This window comes from Dokdonia sp. Hel_I_53 (assembly GCF_007827465.1).
Taxonomy (GTDB): domain Bacteria; phylum Bacteroidota; class Bacteroidia; order Flavobacteriales; family Flavobacteriaceae; genus Dokdonia.
In genome coordinates this window covers 2,058,124-2,076,533 of record NZ_VISL01000001.1, presented here as the reverse complement: position 1 = coordinate 2,076,533, position 18,410 = coordinate 2,058,124, and the positions used below count along the sequence as shown (strand labels likewise).

Here is an 18,410-nt window from a genome sequence, read left to right as displayed (position 1 = left end):
CTATATTTAGAAAATGAGAAAAAAAGTATTTCAAATTGGTCTTTTAACTTTTATAATCCTAATTTTAGGTGTCTCTTGTCAAGAAAATGATACTAAAAAGATCACTAAAGTAATCATAGAAAAACCTCTTAAAAACTTTAATCTTACTACTGAAAAGCTTATTGGGAGGTGGAAAAGTAATGAGGATTCTCTGGCTGGTGTAATTTATACAACCACACATTTAAAGCAAATTTACGATAACGACATTGTAAGCTCGAATACATATGAATTAAACGTTTCATGTGTAGATGATGAATTATCAGCACAAGGAAACGCTAAGACACTTTATATAATATCAGATGAAAGCTGTTGGTCCATTAATACGCTAAATAAAAAAAATCTTGAACTTACGTTCATGTCTAGAGGGAATACGCTATCCTATACAAGAATGGAGTAGACATTAAAAGGTATCTCTAAAATGGTAGTTTAGAACTTTTCTTACTAAATTGCTTTCTACTTGCTTAAACACCTCTTTGCTTTCAGCTTGATATTCTGGAGGTTCTAATCCTAGCTCTTTTGCTTTATTGGTGTAGTATTCTTTTTTTGATGGATGCATAGGGTGTACACAGTTAAATATGTGACCAAAAGCATCTCGCTTTAAAATTTCCATCAAAATACCTATGCAGTCTTGACGATGTATGAGGTTTACAGGAGCTTCTCCATTTGATAGGTTTTTTCGCCCCGCAAGAAATTTTACAGGATTACGACTGCCTCCGTATAATCCTCCAAAACGTACAATTGTACATTCGAAAGATGGGGAATTAAAAAACAATTGCTCTACTTCATAGAGTTGCCTACCAGCATCGGTGTCAGGCATAGGAACAATATGTTCAGAAACCTGCCCTTGATCATCGGCATAAACTGAAGTGCTGCTCACGAGTATCACATTAGGTATACCAGCGTTCTCAATTTCGTTAAGAAATACGGCCATTTTTAAGGCATAATTTGCACCTGTATTACGTCGCAACCCAGGCGGTATCATAATAATTAGCACTTCTGTATCTGAAAGGAAAGTCGTTACCATACCAGATACACTGTCTTCTGAGATCACTAAAGGATAACACGTTATACCGCTCTTTGTAATCTCTTTTGCCTTCACAGCATCTGTTACGCTACCCTTTACAGAATATCCATATAATTTTAATGTGCTTGCCAAAGGTTTTCCTAGCCAACCTAATCCAGCGATAGTAATTTTTTTACTCATCATTTTTTTTGGTTTGCGCTACATATTGTTATTCAAGGTTTATCTGACTGAGATCAATATCAGATACCGAGTCTTTTTTTGGTTCAATTAGCGTAAGCAAATCTAGATTAATTTCACGGTCAACAATAACGGCATCTGTCGTTACAAAGGGTGCGGGCATTGTGAAATCTGGCCTATCACTTACCCTAAAGACTGGATTCTCTAACAAATCAAATGAGTATTCTCTTAACCTCAATTCTGGATTAATTCCTGCGGGTACAGCAAAGGTAAACTCTAACTCTTCGCCATCTCCTAGGTAGTAGCCTAGTAAATCATTATTCCGTCTCTTTTTAAAAAGAGTTTCTGTACTATCTGGTTTGTACTCTTTCTGATTGAATATGAGTTTTCTAAAAGGGGTATTTACATTCGAAAAGAGTCGCAACCTATTGACAGAACGCTGAGGTGTTATTAAAAGGGTTACCTCTCTATTTTCACCTACTAATTGATCTTTTGTTTTTATAATAGTAGCATTTTCTAATGCTACCATTGGTGCTTCATTAGCATATTGAAATGAGGAATTATACTTGCTACCTGACGAGTTTTTAACGTACTTACTAGCCTTCTCTGGTGTGTCACCAAGGTATTTTTTAACCCACGGGTCAGGATGTGTATCATACGTAAGCCAGTACGCTTTTTTACTTTCGTTTTGAATATAATAAACTAAGCTGTTGGGTTTTTGCCGTTCTGGTGTATAGTCAGACTTTCCATGAGCAATACCTAAGAGAATTAAAGTAATAGCAAAACCAACATAACTCAACATATTCTTACTTTTATAACGCCCTACAACTGGAAGCAATAACCCAAAAAGTAATACTGTAAATACAATTGAAATCCAATAAGCTTCAGGTCCTAAACCGACTGGAAAAAACTGAATAAGTGGGGCAAAAATAAAGATGGCGGGAGCACACAAAAACAACATTAAAAAGATATTGGGCTTTTTCTGACTTACTAATGCATAGTAAGAAACAAGACCAAACATTACTGGTACGATAAAATAAGCTGCTCCTTTTAGAAAAATTGCAATTAAAATATTAATGAGTATCCAGAAGAAGAGCGGTGCCACAAATGCACTAGCTGTTTGATCTGATTTACAAAAGTATTTATATAGACCAAAGCAAATTGATAAGGTCATAACAACAAAGGCAATTGTATACCAGTGACCATTATAAATAAAAACTGGCAACATATCTTCATATTGTGGATATAAAGAGGGCCAAATCCAGCTAAAAAGTTGCATCAAAAATAATGGAGCTAGAAGTGATAATAGGAGCGCCAAGAAACCTCTTCCTATATACCCAAATCGTAAGCGCTTATTACGCACACCTATAAATGTTAAAAATAAAAATAAGATAACCGTAATCGCAACCATAGGCCATATCCAAGAAAATGGATAAGAAACAAAAGTGAATAATGGTGCATCAAAGTATACATCATCTTTTGTCGTCTTCATTTGAGATAAATCGATTTGGGAAAAATATTTAACCAATGGGAGCAAATAGCTACCTTGATGTTCTAGTGTACGAGGGTCTAAATTCTCAACTCTATCGTTAACCGTATGATAGTTAAAGTGACTATCAATGAATGCAAAAAAGAAACCAGGAATATCACCCTCTTCTCTTAATACAGTAGAATCAGTGTCATTAGGAAGCATTTTATAAATGCTATACATCAAAGAAGTAGCAACCGGGAACTCAACTTCTGCCTCATGAAAAGCCTGTATTAATTGAGCATTTCCGCCATTAGTCTCTACAATCATATTAGATGGGCCGCTGCTACCTCTTGCTTCAAAATTAAGCGCTACACCAACATTTTTTGCCCAAGGATGTTCTCTCACGAATAAAGATGCTCCATCTAATCCTAGTTCTTCAGCATCTGTAAAAAGTACTATTATATCATTTGCTGGCTTTTCATCACCAGAAAAATATGCTCTTAATGTTTCTAAAATAGTGACTACACCAGAACCAGCATCACTTGCGCCGTACGATTTACTGTGCGGTGCACTATCATAATGTGACATTAACAATAGAGACTTAGAAGAGCTAGTTCCCTTAAATCTGGCAACAATGTTTTGTGCTTTAACTAGCGTATTTGCTCCTCCCCAAGAGTCTAGCACAAAACCTTCTTGTATTTGAGGCTGTAGACCTAATTTAGTAAGCTCTGATATAATGTAGTCTCTAACATCTTTATGAGCCTTAGAACCTACGTAATGTGGCTCTGAAGAAATTTCTCTGAGCTGTCTCATCGCTCGTTCTGTAGAAAACTGAGTTAGAGAAACATTTGCAGATGAACCCTCAGAAGGTAAAAGAGATTTAAAACTCCACCAAGCAAATGCTATTAGAATTAAAAGTGATAATAAATGTTTAAGTCGTTTCATTAATGCTTGTGTATCGTATTGGGGTTCTAAAATACGATTTTATGATCTTTTTACGCTTTCGCGAAAGCGTAAAGCAAACTTAAAAGCACATAACAGACAATCTCAAGTAGAAATTAGTTTTTTACAAAATAAAATTCACTACATTTAAGTGATCAAAATCAACAAGTTATGGCTATTAAAAGTTTTATGGGTAAGCGTGTAAAGGATAAAAAAGGCACTGTCACAGATATAAAAGTAAGTGATTACATGACTCGTAATTTAATAACCTTTAGTCCAGATCAATCTGTTCTAGACGTTATGAATAAGCTCATCAAGCATAAAATATCTGGAGGGCCTGTTGTTAACGAAAAAAAAGAGTTGCTGGGTATTATTTCTGAAGGTGATTGTATGAAACAAATATCTGAAAGTCGTTATTATAATATGCCTATGGATGCGATGAAGGTCCAAGATCATATGGTCTCTACTGTTGATACTATAGATGGCAATATGAATGTTTTTGACGCTGCAAATAAATTTTTAGAGTCTAAGCACCGCCGCTTCCCAATTATAGAAAACGGAAAACTAGTAGGGCAAATAAGTCAAAAGGATGTGCTCAAAGCCGCATTAAAATTAAATGGACAGACTTGGAAATAGGTTAGTTCTTATTTTTTTCAAACCATACTAATGTTACATTTTGTGTGGGGTGCTTAAAGGTGCTCTTACGTTCGAGTCCTATTTTCTGAAGTATACGGCAAGAGGCAAGATTATCTTCCTCTGCTAGTCCATAAAGAGTCTCGGAAGGGTACTTTTCAAAGAAATAATTTCTAGCAGCTAAAGAAGCCTCTGTTGCATATCCTTTACCCCAAAATGCTGGCATAAACCGATATCCTATATCATAAAAATCCAGGTGGCCGTTCATACTGGTTTCAAAATTCATTTTAAGCCCTGACCAGCCTATAAATTTACCGCTCGATTTTTCAATTGTCGCCCATCTTCCTACATTATATTTCTCGTATTGCATCCGTATATAATCAACATTTTCTCTAGCTTTACCCATACAAGTAATGGGTTTATTTCCTAAGTACTTATGGACTAATGGGTCGCTGTCTAGTTTGTACATGGATCCGGTATCTTGTATACGTATTTCTCGTAATATTAAACGTGGAGTTTCTATATGATATATCATTCTTTTTTTCTAGAAAAGTGGTTTTTACTTTCTTTTTACAAGGGCAAAATAGTCGCCATCTAAAGGTAAATATCCTTGGTCATAGACAAAATAATAAACAGTTCCTGCTTTTGTGGTATAAATAGAGGTAAAGTGATTAAAGTCAAAGTCAGCAGCATCAAGTTGAGATTTTGACACCTTTTTCTTTTCTTCAGGATTTAGTTTTTCAAGAATTCGATAATTTTTACGTAATCTATTATTGATATTACGCATCATATTATTCGAGTCTTTATTGTGTGTGTTATTATAGGTATTCCTACAGGCGTCACTACAAAACTTCTTATCTGCTCGACCTATTATTTTACTTCCGCATTCTGGGCAAGCTCTTTCCATATTTCTATTTATTTACGATTTTAAAATCTCTAATTGTAGAAAAAAATTGGCTACTTCTTTAATGATTGCAATTTTTTTACTTGACCCATAATAATTTTTTTAGGAATAATAGGGATAAACTTCATCATTATTTTTTGACTAAAGCTCAATCCTGCTAATACGTTTAATTTTCCCTCAAGCATTCCCTTATAAGCTGCTTGTGCAACTTCTTCTGCTGTGTGAGGATTTTTAAATAAATCCGTTTTTTCCATTCCTGAAGTTTCTGCAAAGTCTGTATCTGTTGCTCCTGGCATAAGATTAGTCACTGTGACGTTTGTTTCACTCAATTCTTCTGCAATGGCATTACTGAAGGAGGTTACATAAGCTTTGGTAGCAAAATAAACCGCCTGTAAAGGTCCTGGCATTAAGCTCGCTGTAGAGGATACGTTCAATATTTTTCCCGTGTTACGATGAACCATATCGGGTAGAAACTTTCGTGTAAGCGCTGTTAAAGCGATAATATTTAATTGTATCATAGAGAGATCTTCTTCCCATTCTCTTTCGTAAAACAATCCATGACCACCAAAACCTGCGTTATTAACAAGGTAGTCTACCTCTATGCCTTGACTTTTAACCTCTTCATAAATTTCTTCTGCTGCTGTTATCTTACTTAAATCCTTCTCTATGACATATACAGTTATTCCATACTGATTTTCTAATGCTTTTTTTAAATCATTTAGTAGGTCTCCGGTACGTGCCACTATTATCAAATCTCCATAACATTTTGCATGTATGGTGGCTAGTGCTTTACCTATGCCACTACTAGCACCTGTAATCAATGCAGTTTTATTCATTCTCATATATTTTTATAATGAGTTTTCCTTCTGCATTCATATGAGCACGGTACATTCCTGCAGTATTGAACTCCATTGCCACATTTCCATTTTTATCTATAGAAACAATACCTCCAGTGCCTCCTAGATTTTTGAGCTTTTGTTGGATAACCTCTTGAGCAGCGTCTTGAAGTGTGACTTCTTTGTATTCCATCATAGCAGCAATATCATGAGCTACCATACCCCTTATGAAATACTCTCCCCACCCCGTGGAGCTTACCGCGCAGCTCGCATTATTTGCATAGGTTCCTGCTCCTATGATTGGAGCATCACCTATACGATTATATTTTTTGTTAGTCATTCCTCCTGTTGAAGTTCCTGCTGCAAGGTTCCCAAATTTATCTAGAGCAGCACAACCTACCGTGCCATATTTATAGTCATTTATAAAAGGATCTAGATAGCTTATAGGTGTGCTTTGATTTTTTTCTAATGCTTTTTTTTCTTTTTCTAAGATGGATTGAAGCGATTTGAAGCGTCTATCTGTATAAAAATAGGATGGGTCCACTATTTCTATGCCTTGTTCTGTAGCAAATTTTTCTGCTCCTTTTGCACTAAGCATTACATGTTCTGAGTTGTTCATTACAGCAAGTGCAAGGTCAATTGGGTTTTTGACCGTAGTGACTCCTGCAATTGCACCTGCGTTGAGTGTGTGTCCATCCATAACACTTGCGTCCAGTTCATTAGTGCCCTCGTGTGTAAATACAGCTCCTTTACCTGCATTAAATAGAGGGCTATTTTCAAGTATATTTATAGATGTAGTGACTGCTTTCATACTAGTTCCTCCATCTGCTAGGACTTTATGACCAGCCCTGATAGCCTCTTCAAGTTTGTCTCGATACGCCATTTCTAGAGAATCTGTCATATTTTCTTTGAGGATTGTTCCTGCTCCTCCGTGAATGACAAGTCCAAAACTTTCTGACTTTGAAGCAGGACTTTTACTAATGAGCTTTTCTTTTGATGAGGTATCACAACAAATAAGTGATAACCCTATAATTAGACAAGCTATCCATTTATTCATAACATATTGGTTTTTAGATAATGACTAATATAAGTAGAATGTAGGGGACTTTTATTAATTATCCTTTGCAAAAAAATAATTCGCAAACATATTATAGCAGTTGGCTTTTGAAAATAAAAATTTAGTGTTTTTTATCGATTAAATACACATAAATGACGATTAAGTGTTTTTTGTGCTTATATTTGCTGCCTATTATTCATGACCCCCAAATAATGAATTTGATTAAAAATTATTTATACTCCATAGTCATACTATGTGCATTTACAGCTTGTTCTAATGACATATTAGGTGAGGAAGACACTTCCTCTACATTAGAAACCTCTTCAGAAGTAGTAAATAATACAGTTTTCGCAAATGAATTGTTAGAAGTCTTAAATGAGTATAGAGCATCTATTGGGTTAAACTCCTTATCACAACATGATGAATCTGAAGAGCTTGCAGTAAAACATTCATATTATATGGTACAACAAAATGAAGCAAGCCATGATAACTTTTATGATAGGGCACAAATTTTACAAGAAAGTGGGGCAAATTATGTGAGCGAGAATGTAGCATTTGGATATTATGACGCTGCATCCGTACTACAAGGATGGCTCGATAGCCCTTCCCACAAAAGTGCCATTGAAGGGAATTATACACATTCTGGAATAGGTATTGTACATACAGATAATGGAGTTCCTTATTTCACACAGCTGTTTATTAGATAATCTTATTGCACCCATAAAGACTATATAAAAGACCCATAAGATATTTTCTTATGGGTTTTTTTATGATTTACTCAAAGTAACAAACGTTTTCTATGATTACGCTTTCGCGAAAGCGATAATGCTAAATGTAGAAATTATGTAATGTTAATTAATGATAAAAAACGATGTGTTTCATCTATTAAATACATTATTAACACACTTAAGTTTTGATTATCAGTATATTATATGTGTATTTGATAATATCCCTACATTATGAAATCAATAAAAAAAATATTATATACCGTAGTTGTTGTTATTGCCTATATATCTTGTTCTAATGACTCATTAAGCAAAGAAGATTTTTCAACAAATCTTAAAGCATCTTTAGAAATCGAAAATGATATAACTCTAGCTAAAGAAGTTATGGAAGTCTTAAACAATCATAGAGCATCCATTGGGTTAAATCCTATAGCTTGGTATAGTGAATGTGAGGAACTTGCCGTTGAGCACTCTTCTTATATGGTTAAAAACAATAAAGCAAGCCACGATAACTTTTATGAAAGATCGCAAATATTAAAAAGAAAGGGAGCTAGTTTTGTGAGTGAAAATGTAGCTTATGGGTATCAAGATGCACTATCCGTACTACAGGCGTGGCTTGATAGTCCATCTCACAAGATCACTATTGAAGGAGATTACACCCATTCCGGAATAGGAATCGTTTATACTGATAACGGAATACCTTACTACACACAACTTTTTATTAGATAATTCAAATAGTACTCAACCATAATTACATACCTCATAAGCTCTTGCTTATGGGGTTTCATTTTTGAAACCTAGCTAGGTACGTTTCACATTTTTCAAATAAAACTTCGGTAAGACATTATTTCTATTTTCAACACCACACTTTTATTAACATATAGTTCAAAAAGTCATTTTATATCGATAAAGTGCATTGTTTTTACGATGAAAAACACTTAAAAATGTTAACAAATCATAAAAAATAGTGCATTACATCGATTAAATACACAATTATCACGATTAAGTGCATTTAAATAGTAAGTTAGCAGTCTAGCAACCAAAGTACCAGATTATGAACTCTTTTAAAATTACCCTCTACACAGTTATTTCACTATTTGTATTTACATCGTGTTCTACTGATAATTTAAGCGAAGAAGACTTTTCCTCTAATCTTGAAACATCTATAGATGTTGAGAATAATATCATACTAGCAGAAGAAGTAATGGAAGCTTTAAATGAATATAGGGTATCTATAGGATTAAACCCCTTAGCTTGGCACGATGATTCTGAAGAGCTTGCAGTGGAGCACTCTTTTTATATGGTTCAAAATAATCAAGCAAGTCACGATAACTTTTATGAAAGATCAGATGCATTGCAACAAGGAGGTGCAAATTTTGTAAGTGAAAATGTAGCCTACGGATATCAAGATGCAGCTTCTGTATTACAAGGATGGCTTGACAGTCCTTCTCATAAAAGTGCCATTGAGGGAGATTACACACATTCTGGAATAGGAATCGTTCATACAGATAACGGAATACCTTACTACACACAACTCTTTATTAGATAATTTTTCAACCCATAAAAACGCACTGTATGAGTCCCAAATGAAAATTTCTTTTGGGACTCATTTTATATTTATCTCTCTAGAATAAATAATTTGCATTGTCGTATTTTTATAACAAACTGAAAGTCTATGGCAATTCAAAAACCGTTTAATTTAAATAACTGGATAAAAGAAAACAGATCGCTTCTCAAACCCCCTGTAGGTAATAAAAATTTATATAAAGATGCTGGCGATTATATCGTGATGATCGTTGGCGGTCCTAATGCTCGCAAAGACTACCATTACAACGAGACAGAAGAGCTTTTTTACCAACTAGAAGGTCAAATTGAAGTTCATGTTCAAGATGAAGGTGAAAAACGTACGATGAAACTAGGTCCTGGTGATATGTATTTACACCCAGCTGGAGTTCCTCACTCACCTGTGAGACATGAAGATTCAATAGGTCTTGTAATTGAGCGAAAGCGAGATGATCTAGAGGGTAAAGATGGCTTGCTTTGGTTTTGTGATAATTGTAATGAAAAATTATACGAAGTATATTTCCCACTCACAGACATTGAAACTGACTTTCTAAAACACTTTAAAGATTTTTATGGAGATATCAATAAACGTACTTGTGATAACTGCGGTACTGTAATGGAAGCAGATAGTCGTTTTACTACATAAAATACGGTTTTACTAAAAATAATAGATAAGCAGGATGAAAATCCTGCTTATTCTTTATAAAGGGATTTTATTATTGCTAAATTCGTAGCCACAAATAACAATTGCGTTTGAGTGTAAGTTACTTACTCAACGTAAAAATTAAATATATGAGCACAATAGCGACAGAATTTGGAATGGATGAGGCACTTAAGATTTTAGGTGTGAAGGATATTAATGAAGGTACTTCTACAGGGCAAGAGAACTTTAGTTCTGGTGAAGTCATTTCTTCATATTCTCCTGTTGATGGAGCATTAATTGGAAAAGTAAAAACCACTTCTAAGGAAGATTATGAAAAGGTAATGACTGCTGCAACAACAGCTTTTAAAGAGTTTCGTACAATGCCAGCACCTTTGCGTGGGGAAATCGTACGTCAATTTGGAGAAAAGTTACGTGAGGTAAAAGAGCCTCTTGGTAAGCTTGTTTCTTATGAAATGGGAAAATCTTATCAAGAAGGTTTAGGGGAAGTACAAGAGATGATAGATATCTGTGATTTTGCAGTTGGTCTCTCTAGACAACTTCATGGTCTTACCATGCACTCAGAGAGACCTGGACATAGAATGTATGAGCAGTACCACCCACTAGGAGTAGTAGGAATTATTTCTGCATTTAACTTCCCAGTAGCCGTTTGGGCATGGAACACTGCCCTTGCATGGATTTGTGGTGATGTTTGTGTATGGAAACCATCAGAAAAAACACCGTTATGTGGTATCGCTTGTCAAAATATAATTGCTGAAGTTCTTAAAGCAAACGATATGCCTGAGGGAATATCTTGCTTGATAAATGGTGATTACAAAGTGGGAGAAATGATGACAACAGATCGTCGTATACCTCTTGTATCTGCAACTGGTTCTACTCGTATGGGTAAAATTGTTGCATCAACAGTAGGTGAGCGTTTAGGTAAGTCATTACTTGAATTAGGAGGAAACAATGCTATCATTGTTACTCCAGATGCAGATATTAAAATGACGGTTATCGGAGCTGTTTTTGGAGCTGTAGGAACTGCTGGACAAAGATGTACGTCTACACGTCGTTTAATTATACATGAGAGCATGTATGATAAAGTAAAAAAAGCAGTTGTTGATGCTTATAGTCAATTACGTATAGGAAATCCTCTTGATGAAAATAATCATGTTGGGCCTATCATTGATAAAGATGCTGTAGCAGGATATGAAAGTGCACTAAAACGTGTGGTAGAAGAAGGTGGTAAAATCATTGTAGAAGGTGGTGTACTTACTGGTGATGGTTATGAAAGTGGATGTTACGTGAAGCCTGCAATTGCAGAGGCAAAGAACGATTTTGAAATCGTTCAACACGAGACTTTTGCTCCAGTTTTATATCTTATGAAATATAGCGGTGATGTAGAGAATGCTCTTGAACTTCAAAATGGAGTGAACCAAGGGTTATCCTCTGCAATTATGACTAATAATTTACGTGAAGCAGAGCGTTTCTTAAGTGTTGCTGGATCAGATTGTGGTATTGCAAATGTTAACATAGGTACTTCTGGTGCTGAGATAGGCGGAGCCTTTGGAGGTGAAAAAGACACTGGTGGAGGACGTGAGTCTGGGTCTGATGCTTGGAAAGTATATATGAGAAGACAGACAAATACAATCAACTATACTACAGAATTACCTCTTGCACAGGGGATCAAGTTTGATTTATAGAGTTAATTTTCTTTAAATAAGCGTACGTATTTTAAAACCATCTTTATTTAATAAAGGTGGTTTTTTGCTTTCGCGAAAGCGTTATTCAAAACAATCGATTAACTTACATCATCACATAAAGCATTGATCCTGAAGACACCTAATTACATTTTATCCCTTATCATTTTTGCACAGTTTTGCGGAACCTCATTATGGTTTTCTGGCAATGCTATAATAAATGATCTTATTATAGATTTCAATATTGAAAATGATATTATCGGGGAAATTACAATCGCAGTTCAATTAGGTTTTGTGATTGGGACATTGACATTTGCTCTACTTTCTATTGTAGATACATACTCCCCTTCTAAAGTTTTCTTCTTAAGTGCGCTTCTTGCCTCAGTTTGTAATATTGGACTCATTATACCAGAGAGTACAATATCTACAATTTTACTATGTAGATTTTGTACAGGTTTCTTTTTAGCAGGAATTTACCCCGTAGGTATGAAAATAGCGGCAGACTATTACGAAAAAGGCCTTGGACTGTCATTAGGGTATCTTGTAGGCGCACTAGTGCTCGGAACTGCATTCCCACATTTTATACGCAATTTTATCCATGAACTTCCTTGGAAACTGGTGTTAATATATACATCTATCTTGGCAAGTTTTGGAGGGCTAATACTTTATACTATGGTCCCTGATGGGATAAATCGAAAAAAAGGAGCTTTATTAAATATAAGTCAAACCTTAAGCATCTTGAAGAATTATAAATTAAGGCAGTCAGCGATAGGCTACTTTGGTCATATGTGGGAATTATATGCATTCTGGGCGTTGGTTCCAGTGATGTTATCAACATATAATTTTACCCACCTAGACGAGGTAATTAATGTACCTCTAAATTCATTTTATATTATAGGTTTAGGAGCTGTCGCATGTATTATGGGCGGCTATCTCTCAGAAAAAATAGGTACAAAGAAAGTAGCTTTATATAGTTTATTCCTTTCAATGCTTTGTTGCTTAGCTTCACCATTCGTGATAACATATGCATCATCTACTGTTCTTGTAATCTTCCTTTTATTTTGGGGAATGGTAGTGGTTGCAGACTCTCCTTTGTTTTCAACGCTTGTTGCTCAAAGTATTGAACCAGAAAAAAAAGGCACTGCAATAACTATTGTAACATCCTTAGGTTTTACAGTAACAATCGTAAGCTTGCAGTTTATGTCAATGCTGGTCGATTTGACAAATTTAAAAATGGTTCTTCCATTTCTAGCTTTGGGTCCTGTGATATCTCTTATGCTACTTTCAAGGAGAAGAAAAACCTAGTATTTATACAATAAAAATGCCGGCCAATAAATAAGCGATAAGATTCGATTTTTTTTAGACAAAAGAAAGCCCAAATTGTTCAATTTGGGCTTTCTTATTAAACAGTTTTTATTAAACTAGTTATTTAATGCTTCTGCACCACCTACAATCTCTAATATTTCATTAGTAATTGCTGCTTGACGGGCTTTGTTATACTGTAATTTAAGAGCATCTCTAAGCTCTGTTGCATTATCTGTTGCTTTATGCATGGCAGTCATACGAGCACCGTGTTCTGAAGCTACAGAGTCTCTTATTCCTTTAAAAAGCTGTGTCTTTAATGCTTTAGGAATAAGCCCTTCTACAATCTCCTCCTTAGAAGGTTCAAATATATAGTCTGGGGTTGTAGTTGGAACATCTTTAACCGCTGCTACAATTGGTAAGAACTGCTCTGTGGTTACGATTTGTGTAGCTGCATTTTTGAACTTGTTGTAAATAATATCAATTCGATCATATTCACCTACTTCAAAACTGTCCATTAACTCCTCTGCTATCACAGATACGTTATCGAAGGTAAGGTCATCAAAAATGGCATTATCATTAGTAACCACCTTAAATGATTTACTTAAGATTGCATCTGCTTTTTTACCTAAGGTTACTAAATGCACCTCTTTTCCAGCGTAATTTGCCTTTATATGAGCATTTGCTCCCTTAATTATATTTGAGTTAAATGCTCCAGCTAAACCTCTGTTAGAGGAAATAGCAACTATAAGAACTTTATTAATTTCACGATTTTCTGCAAGTTTACTTCCAGAATCTGCATCTAAAGTAGCACTTAAATTTTGCAAAAGCTCTGTGAGTTTATCAGAATAAGGACGCATTGCTGTAATAGCGTCTTGCGCTTTCTTTAACTTTGCAGCAGATACCATTTTCATGGCACTGGTAATCTGCATCGTAGAAGATACTGATGAAATTCTATTTCTTATTTCCTTTAAGTTTGCCATTGGCGCTCTTGTTAAGGGTTATAATTTATCGTTTTTCGCGAAAGCGAACTTCTACTAGTTATATTTAGCAGAAAGGTCTTTTGCCACAGCTACCAATGTATCTGTAACCTCGTCTGTAAGCTTACCTGCCTTCAGTGTATCTAAAGTATCTCTATGCTTAGAATTCAAAAATTCTAAATATTCAGTTTCAAATTCTTTTACTTTATCTACAGGGACATCACGTAATAAGTTCTTAGAACCAGCATAAATGATTGCAATTTGATCTTCTACCGTATACGGAGTGTTCTCTGCTTGCTTTAAGATCTCAACGTTACGCTTACCTTTTTCAATAACATTTAACGTTGCCGCATCAAGATCTGACCCAAACTTTGCAAAGGCTTCCAATTCACGGAAAGCTGCTTGATCTAGTTTAAGCGTACCAGACACCTTTTTCATTGATTTAATTTGAGCATTACCTCCCACACGAGATACCGAGATACCTACGTTAATTGCAGGACGCACACCCGAGTTAAATAAATCACCATCTAAGAAGATCTGACCGTCTGTAATCGAGATTACGTTAGTTGGGATATATGCAGATACATCTCCTGCTTGTGTTTCAATAATAGGCAGCGCTGTAAGAGACCCTCCTCCTTTTACTATAGGTTTTAAGCTATCAGGAAGGTCGTTCATATTCTTTGCAATCTCATCATCATTGATCACTTTTGCAGCACGCTCTAATAATCTAGAGTGAAGGTAGAAAACATCTCCTGGATATGCCTCACGTCCCGGTGGACGACGAAGTAATAAAGACACTTCACGGTAAGCAACTGCTTGCTTTGATAAATCATCAAAAACAATTAATGCAGGGCGACCTGTATCACGGAAATATTCTCCAATAGCTGCTCCGGCAAATGGGGCATATACTTGCATTGCTGCAGGATCTGATGCATTTGCAGCTACAATCGTAGTATAAGCAAGAGCTCCAGCATCTTCTAATACTTGAGCAATAAGAGCTACTGTAGAAGCCTTTTGACCTACAGCAACATATATACAATGTACTGGCTCACCAGCATCGTAAAATTCTTTTTGATTAAGGATCGTATCAATACAAACCGTAGACTTACCGGTCTGACGGTCACCAATAACTAGCTCACGCTGTCCTCTACCCACTGGGATCATAGCATCAATTGCTTTAATACCTGTTTGTAACGGCTCAGTCACCGGCTCACGAAAAACAACACCAGGAGCTTTACGCTCAAGAGGCATTTCATAAGTCTGTCCAGCGATAGGTCCTTTACCATCGATAGGTTGACCTAAAGTATTAACCACACGACCAGTAATCCCTTCACCTACATTAATCGAAGCAATACGTTGTGTACGCTTAACAGTATCTCCTTCTTTAATAGTTGAAGATGTACCTAAAAGTACAACACCTACGTTATCTTCTTCAAGGTTAAGAACAATAGCTTCAAGACCACTTTCAAACTCCACAAGCTCACCATACTGAGCGTTTGCAAGTCCGTAAATACGAGCGATACCATCACCCACGGTCAATACTGTTCCTACTTCGTCCAGTGAAGCGTTTGCTTCAAAACCTGAAAGTTGTTTCTTTAAAATTGCCGAAACTTCTGCTGGTTTAACTTCTGCCATTACTATCTAATATTAGGTTTACGCTTTCGCGAAAACGTATAATTGAATTATAAACTATTCGAAAATTCTCTTTTTAATCTGCCTAATTGGCTAGCGATACTAGCATTATACTGTGTATCCCCTACTCTCAATATAAACCCTCCAATGATGCTCTCATCGATTTCATTTGTAAGGGTAACATTTGTACTACCTGTAAGTTCTGTTACTTTTGCCAGTACTTTTGTCTCAAGTTCAGGTGTGAGTGGTACTGCAGTCGTAACTGTAGCTGCCTCAATTTTATGTATCTTATTATATTCTGAAATATAACTAGAAGCAACTGCGCCTAACAATCCTGCTCTACTATTATCTACTAACACATCGATAAGACCAAGTGTCTCATTAGATTGTTTTGCAAAAACTTCACGCAATACGTCACGTTTATTATCAGCTTTAATGACAGGGCTATTAATAGCGTTACGTAACTCTTTACTACCTTCAAGAGTGGCCATCACAGACTTCATATCATTTAAAACTACATCAACCGTTCCGTTATCTTTTGCAAGATCTAGTACTGCTTTTGCATATCGTATTGCTGCTCTACTCATAGTGTATTGCTTTGTTCGCTTTCGCGAAAGCGTAATATTACCTTAGTTCAACGTTGCTTGACCTAGCATCTCATCTACGAGCTCTAGCTGCTTCTCTTTATTTGACAGTTCACTCTTCACCACTTTTTCTGCAATCTCTACAGAAAGAGCCGCTACTTGACCTTTTAAATCTGCGATAGCACTTTTACGTTCTGCTTCTATAGCAGCTTGTGCTTGTAAGATCATTTGATCTGCAGCTTGAGTTGCCTCTAATTTTGCGTCATCAATCATTTTAGCTTTCATCTCGCGAGCTTCTTTAAGCATGAGCTCACGCTCTGCTCTAGCTTCTTTTAAAAGCTTCTCGTTATCTGCCTGCAGATTTTGCATTTCTAGTTTTGCATTTTCTGCTGCATCTAGTGCTCCTTGAATCCCCTCTTCACGCTCATTGAGAGCATTCATAATAGGTTTCCAAGCGAATTTTACCATAAGGAAAATAAGCAATAAGAAAAGAATGGTTTGCTTTACAAACAGGTCAAGTGAAAAATTTTCTAATAATTGTTCCATCAAAAAGTGTTTCTTGTAATTCTTTGTTTAATTAATAAACGCAGCTCCTGTAACCAACCGTTACAGGAGGTTGCGTTTTGAGTTTGATTTGGATTAAGCTCCTAAAATAAGAGCACCAAATGCAAGTCCTTCTAAAAGTGCAGCAACAATAATCATCGCAGTCTGGATTTTACCAGCAGCCTCAGGCTGACGAGCAATTCCTTCCATTGCAGCTCCACCAATCTTACCAAGACCGATACCACCTCCAATTACTACTAGACCTGCTCCTACTAAATTTGGGAACATTGGTGCTACTTCTTGTACTAATGCTAAAGACATAATAGTGTATATAAAAAATTAAACAAATAAAATACGCAATTAATTAAGTAAAGTTTTTTCGGATAACTTCTGTATCCTCAATCTCTTCACCCGTTGCATCATGAAGCTCTTCATCATGATGATCATCTGCTACCGCCATACCAATGAACAATGCAGATAATGTTGTAAAAATATAAGCCTGAAGAAATGCTACTAGCAATTCAATAAGCATAATAAATCCTGATAATAGTAATGATACGATAGTTGAACCAGCAGCTGTTAGTGAATCTTGTAATAAGATACCTACTGCAATAAGGCTCATCACAACCGTGTGCCCTGCTGTGATATTTGCAAATAAACGCACAAGCAGTGAAAATGGTTTAATGATTAAAGTTCCTACAAGTTCTATAATCCCTAAAAATGGTCTAAAAACATAAGGAATACCTGGCATCCATAGCATATGGCCCCAAAAATGCTTGTTACCACTAACTACGTAAATAACTAGTGTGATAACCGCTAAAGCGGCAGTTACTGCAATTTGCCCAGTAACATTAAAACCAAAAGGCATTAAACCTACAAGGTTAAGAATCCAAATGAAAAAGAACACTGTAAGAAGGTATCCTGTAAACTTTCTGTATTGATCACCGATGTTTGGTTTTGCAATCTCATCTCTTACATAGATAACTAGTGGCTCTAAAACACGTCCAAAACCTGTTGGTACTTGCTTGTTTTTATATTGTCTTGCAAGACCTGAAAACCACAATAACATGAGTAAACCTATGACAAGAATACCTAAGACACTTTTAGTTATAGATAAGTCAAATGGTTTTGATGCATTAATCGCATGGTGATCTTCGTCAAATTGAACAGCGGTTTCACCTGCATTAAGCTCGTATATTTTCCCATGAAGTTTTACGAAGTTACCTCCATTTTCTTCAACCACTACTTGACCATTGTCGTCATGATGAAATCTTGATGACATAAAAGCGGTAAAACCATTTTCACCCCATAACATTACAGGAAGTGGAAAGCCTACATGGTGCTCTTCACCATTATCAGAAAAATAAGAGAATAAATGAAAGTCGTGAGAATCTCTGAGGTGATGCTGTATATATTCTTTAACCTCTGAGCTTGTATTAACAGGATCTCCTTTAGTACCTTCACTAGCTGTCTCTTCAACCTCAACAATCGTAGGTCCAGTTTTAGCAAAGCTGCTCAACGGAATAGAAAGAACTACAAATAGAGTTAGAAACGTAATTGATTTTAATGCTACCTTCATTAGTGTATTTTCAATAAAAACATGGCCTGAAATTCGGCGCAAAAGTACGTAAAAACTTATAAAAAATTATAATTAT

Annotated in this window: 20 protein-coding genes; 8 read left to right on the top strand and 12 right to left on the bottom strand. The window is 35.8% G+C overall.

The annotated features are described in order from the left end of the window. The first annotated feature begins 13 nt into the window (after positions 1–13). On the top strand, positions 14–436 hold the full coding sequence (locus OD90_RS09290) for a hypothetical protein (RefSeq protein ID WP_144668899.1): 423 nt from the start codon (positions 14–16) through the stop codon (positions 434–436). Between the two features lie 3 nt (positions 437–439). Here the strand turns inward: OD90_RS09290 and OD90_RS09285 are convergent, their stop codons facing one another. Together OD90_RS09285 and OD90_RS09280 are read right to left on the bottom strand one after the other, a co-directional pair. Next, a complete protein-coding gene (locus tag OD90_RS09285; RefSeq protein WP_261374495.1) occupies positions 440–1,246 on the bottom strand; it encodes an SDR family NAD(P)-dependent oxidoreductase in 807 nt (268 codons plus the stop codon). Between the two features lie 25 nt (positions 1,247–1,271). Then, positions 1,272–3,656: a M28 family peptidase gene (locus tag OD90_RS09280; protein WP_144668898.1), complete on the bottom strand. Its 2,385-nt coding sequence runs from the start codon at positions 3,654–3,656 to the stop codon at positions 1,272–1,274. Between the two features lie 168 nt (positions 3,657–3,824). On the opposite strand from OD90_RS09280, the gene OD90_RS09275 reads away from it, so the two are divergent. Then, on the top strand, positions 3,825–4,289 hold the full coding sequence (locus OD90_RS09275; RefSeq protein WP_144668897.1) for a CBS domain-containing protein: 465 nt from the start codon (positions 3,825–3,827) through the stop codon (positions 4,287–4,289). A 1-nt stretch (position 4,290) separates the two neighbouring features. Here OD90_RS09275 and OD90_RS09270 read toward each other — a convergent pair whose 3' ends face one another. Genes OD90_RS09270 through OD90_RS09255 form a run of 4 tightly spaced genes read right to left on the bottom strand, consistent with a single transcriptional unit; the run spans position 4,291 to position 7,083 of the window. Then, the gene (locus tag OD90_RS09270; protein ID WP_144668896.1) at positions 4,291–4,821 is read right to left on the bottom strand and encodes a GNAT family N-acetyltransferase; all 531 of its coding nucleotides are present in this window, start codon (positions 4,819–4,821) and stop codon (positions 4,291–4,293) included. Positions 4,822–4,845: 24 nt separating this feature from the next. Continuing rightward, positions 4,846–5,193, bottom strand: coding sequence for a DUF2116 family Zn-ribbon domain-containing protein (locus OD90_RS09265; protein ID WP_144668895.1), 348 nt, complete (start codon positions 5,191–5,193; stop codon positions 4,846–4,848). A gap of 50 nt (positions 5,194–5,243) precedes the next feature. Next, the gene (locus OD90_RS09260; RefSeq protein WP_144668894.1) at positions 5,244–6,026 is read right to left on the bottom strand and encodes an SDR family NAD(P)-dependent oxidoreductase; all 783 of its coding nucleotides are present in this window, start codon (positions 6,024–6,026) and stop codon (positions 5,244–5,246) included. After that, on the bottom strand, positions 6,019–7,083 hold the full coding sequence (locus tag OD90_RS09255; protein ID WP_144668893.1) for an isoaspartyl peptidase/L-asparaginase family protein: 1,065 nt from the start codon (positions 7,081–7,083) through the stop codon (positions 6,019–6,021). Before OD90_RS09255 ends, OD90_RS09260 begins: the two co-directional genes overlap by 8 nt. Positions 7,084–7,295: 212 nt before the next feature. On the opposite strand from OD90_RS09255, the gene OD90_RS09250 reads away from it, so the two are divergent. The 6 genes from OD90_RS09250 to OD90_RS09225 all read left to right on the top strand — a co-directional run bounded on the left by OD90_RS09250 (position 7,296) and on the right by OD90_RS09225 (position 13,019). Beyond that, positions 7,296–7,790, top strand: coding sequence for a CAP domain-containing protein (locus OD90_RS09250; protein WP_186434742.1), 495 nt, complete (start codon positions 7,296–7,298; stop codon positions 7,788–7,790). Positions 7,791–8,042: 252 nt separating this feature from the next. Beyond that, positions 8,043–8,537 carry a CAP domain-containing protein gene (locus OD90_RS09245; protein ID WP_144668891.1) on the top strand — a complete coding sequence of 165 codons (495 nt, stop codon included), beginning with the start codon at positions 8,043–8,045 and terminating at the stop codon, positions 8,535–8,537. 325 nt (positions 8,538–8,862) lie between these two features. Beyond that, positions 8,863–9,357, top strand: coding sequence for a CAP domain-containing protein (locus OD90_RS09240; RefSeq protein ID WP_144668890.1), 495 nt, complete (start codon positions 8,863–8,865; stop codon positions 9,355–9,357). Between the two features lie 126 nt (positions 9,358–9,483). Further along, positions 9,484–10,017: a 3-hydroxyanthranilate 3,4-dioxygenase gene (locus tag OD90_RS09235; protein WP_144668889.1), complete on the top strand. Its 534-nt coding sequence runs from the start codon at positions 9,484–9,486 to the stop codon at positions 10,015–10,017. A gap of 146 nt (positions 10,018–10,163) precedes the next feature. Then, entirely contained in the window at positions 10,164–11,717 is a 1,554-nt protein-coding gene (locus OD90_RS09230) for an aldehyde dehydrogenase family protein (RefSeq protein ID WP_144668888.1), read from the top strand. Positions 11,718–11,840: 123 nt separating this feature from the next. Next, complete coding sequence (locus OD90_RS09225; RefSeq protein WP_315897472.1) at positions 11,841–13,019, top strand: MFS transporter; 1,179 nt, start codon at positions 11,841–11,843, stop codon at positions 13,017–13,019. 116 nt (positions 13,020–13,135) lie between these two features. On the opposite strand, the gene atpG is transcribed toward OD90_RS09225, so the two are convergent. The 6 genes from atpG to atpB all read right to left on the bottom strand — a co-directional run bounded on the left by atpG (position 13,136) and on the right by atpB (position 18,334). Next, positions 13,136–13,999: an ATP synthase F1 subunit gamma gene (gene atpG / locus OD90_RS09220; RefSeq protein WP_144668887.1), complete on the bottom strand. Its 864-nt coding sequence runs from the start codon at positions 13,997–13,999 to the stop codon at positions 13,136–13,138. 54 nt (positions 14,000–14,053) lie between these two features. Further along, entirely contained in the window at positions 14,054–15,631 is a 1,578-nt protein-coding gene (atpA, locus tag OD90_RS09215; RefSeq protein WP_144668886.1) for a F0F1 ATP synthase subunit alpha, read from the bottom strand. A gap of 47 nt (positions 15,632–15,678) precedes the next feature. Further along, on the bottom strand, positions 15,679–16,215 hold the full coding sequence (gene atpH / locus OD90_RS09210) for an ATP synthase F1 subunit delta (RefSeq protein WP_144668885.1): 537 nt from the start codon (positions 16,213–16,215) through the stop codon (positions 15,679–15,681). Positions 16,216–16,257: 42 nt separating this feature from the next. Then, the gene (locus OD90_RS09205) at positions 16,258–16,758 is read right to left on the bottom strand and encodes a F0F1 ATP synthase subunit B (RefSeq protein WP_144668884.1); all 501 of its coding nucleotides are present in this window, start codon (positions 16,756–16,758) and stop codon (positions 16,258–16,260) included. 93 nt (positions 16,759–16,851) lie between these two features. Then, positions 16,852–17,076 carry an ATP synthase F0 subunit C gene (atpE, locus tag OD90_RS09200; protein ID WP_269465683.1) on the bottom strand — a complete coding sequence of 75 codons (225 nt, stop codon included), beginning with the start codon at positions 17,074–17,076 and terminating at the stop codon, positions 16,852–16,854. Positions 17,077–17,119: 43 nt separating this feature from the next. Beyond that, positions 17,120–18,334 (bottom strand): F0F1 ATP synthase subunit A, encoded by a 1,215-nt coding sequence (gene atpB, locus OD90_RS09195; RefSeq protein WP_144668883.1) that lies wholly within the window; start codon positions 18,332–18,334, stop codon positions 17,120–17,122. Between the last annotated feature and the right edge of the window lie 76 nt (positions 18,335–18,410).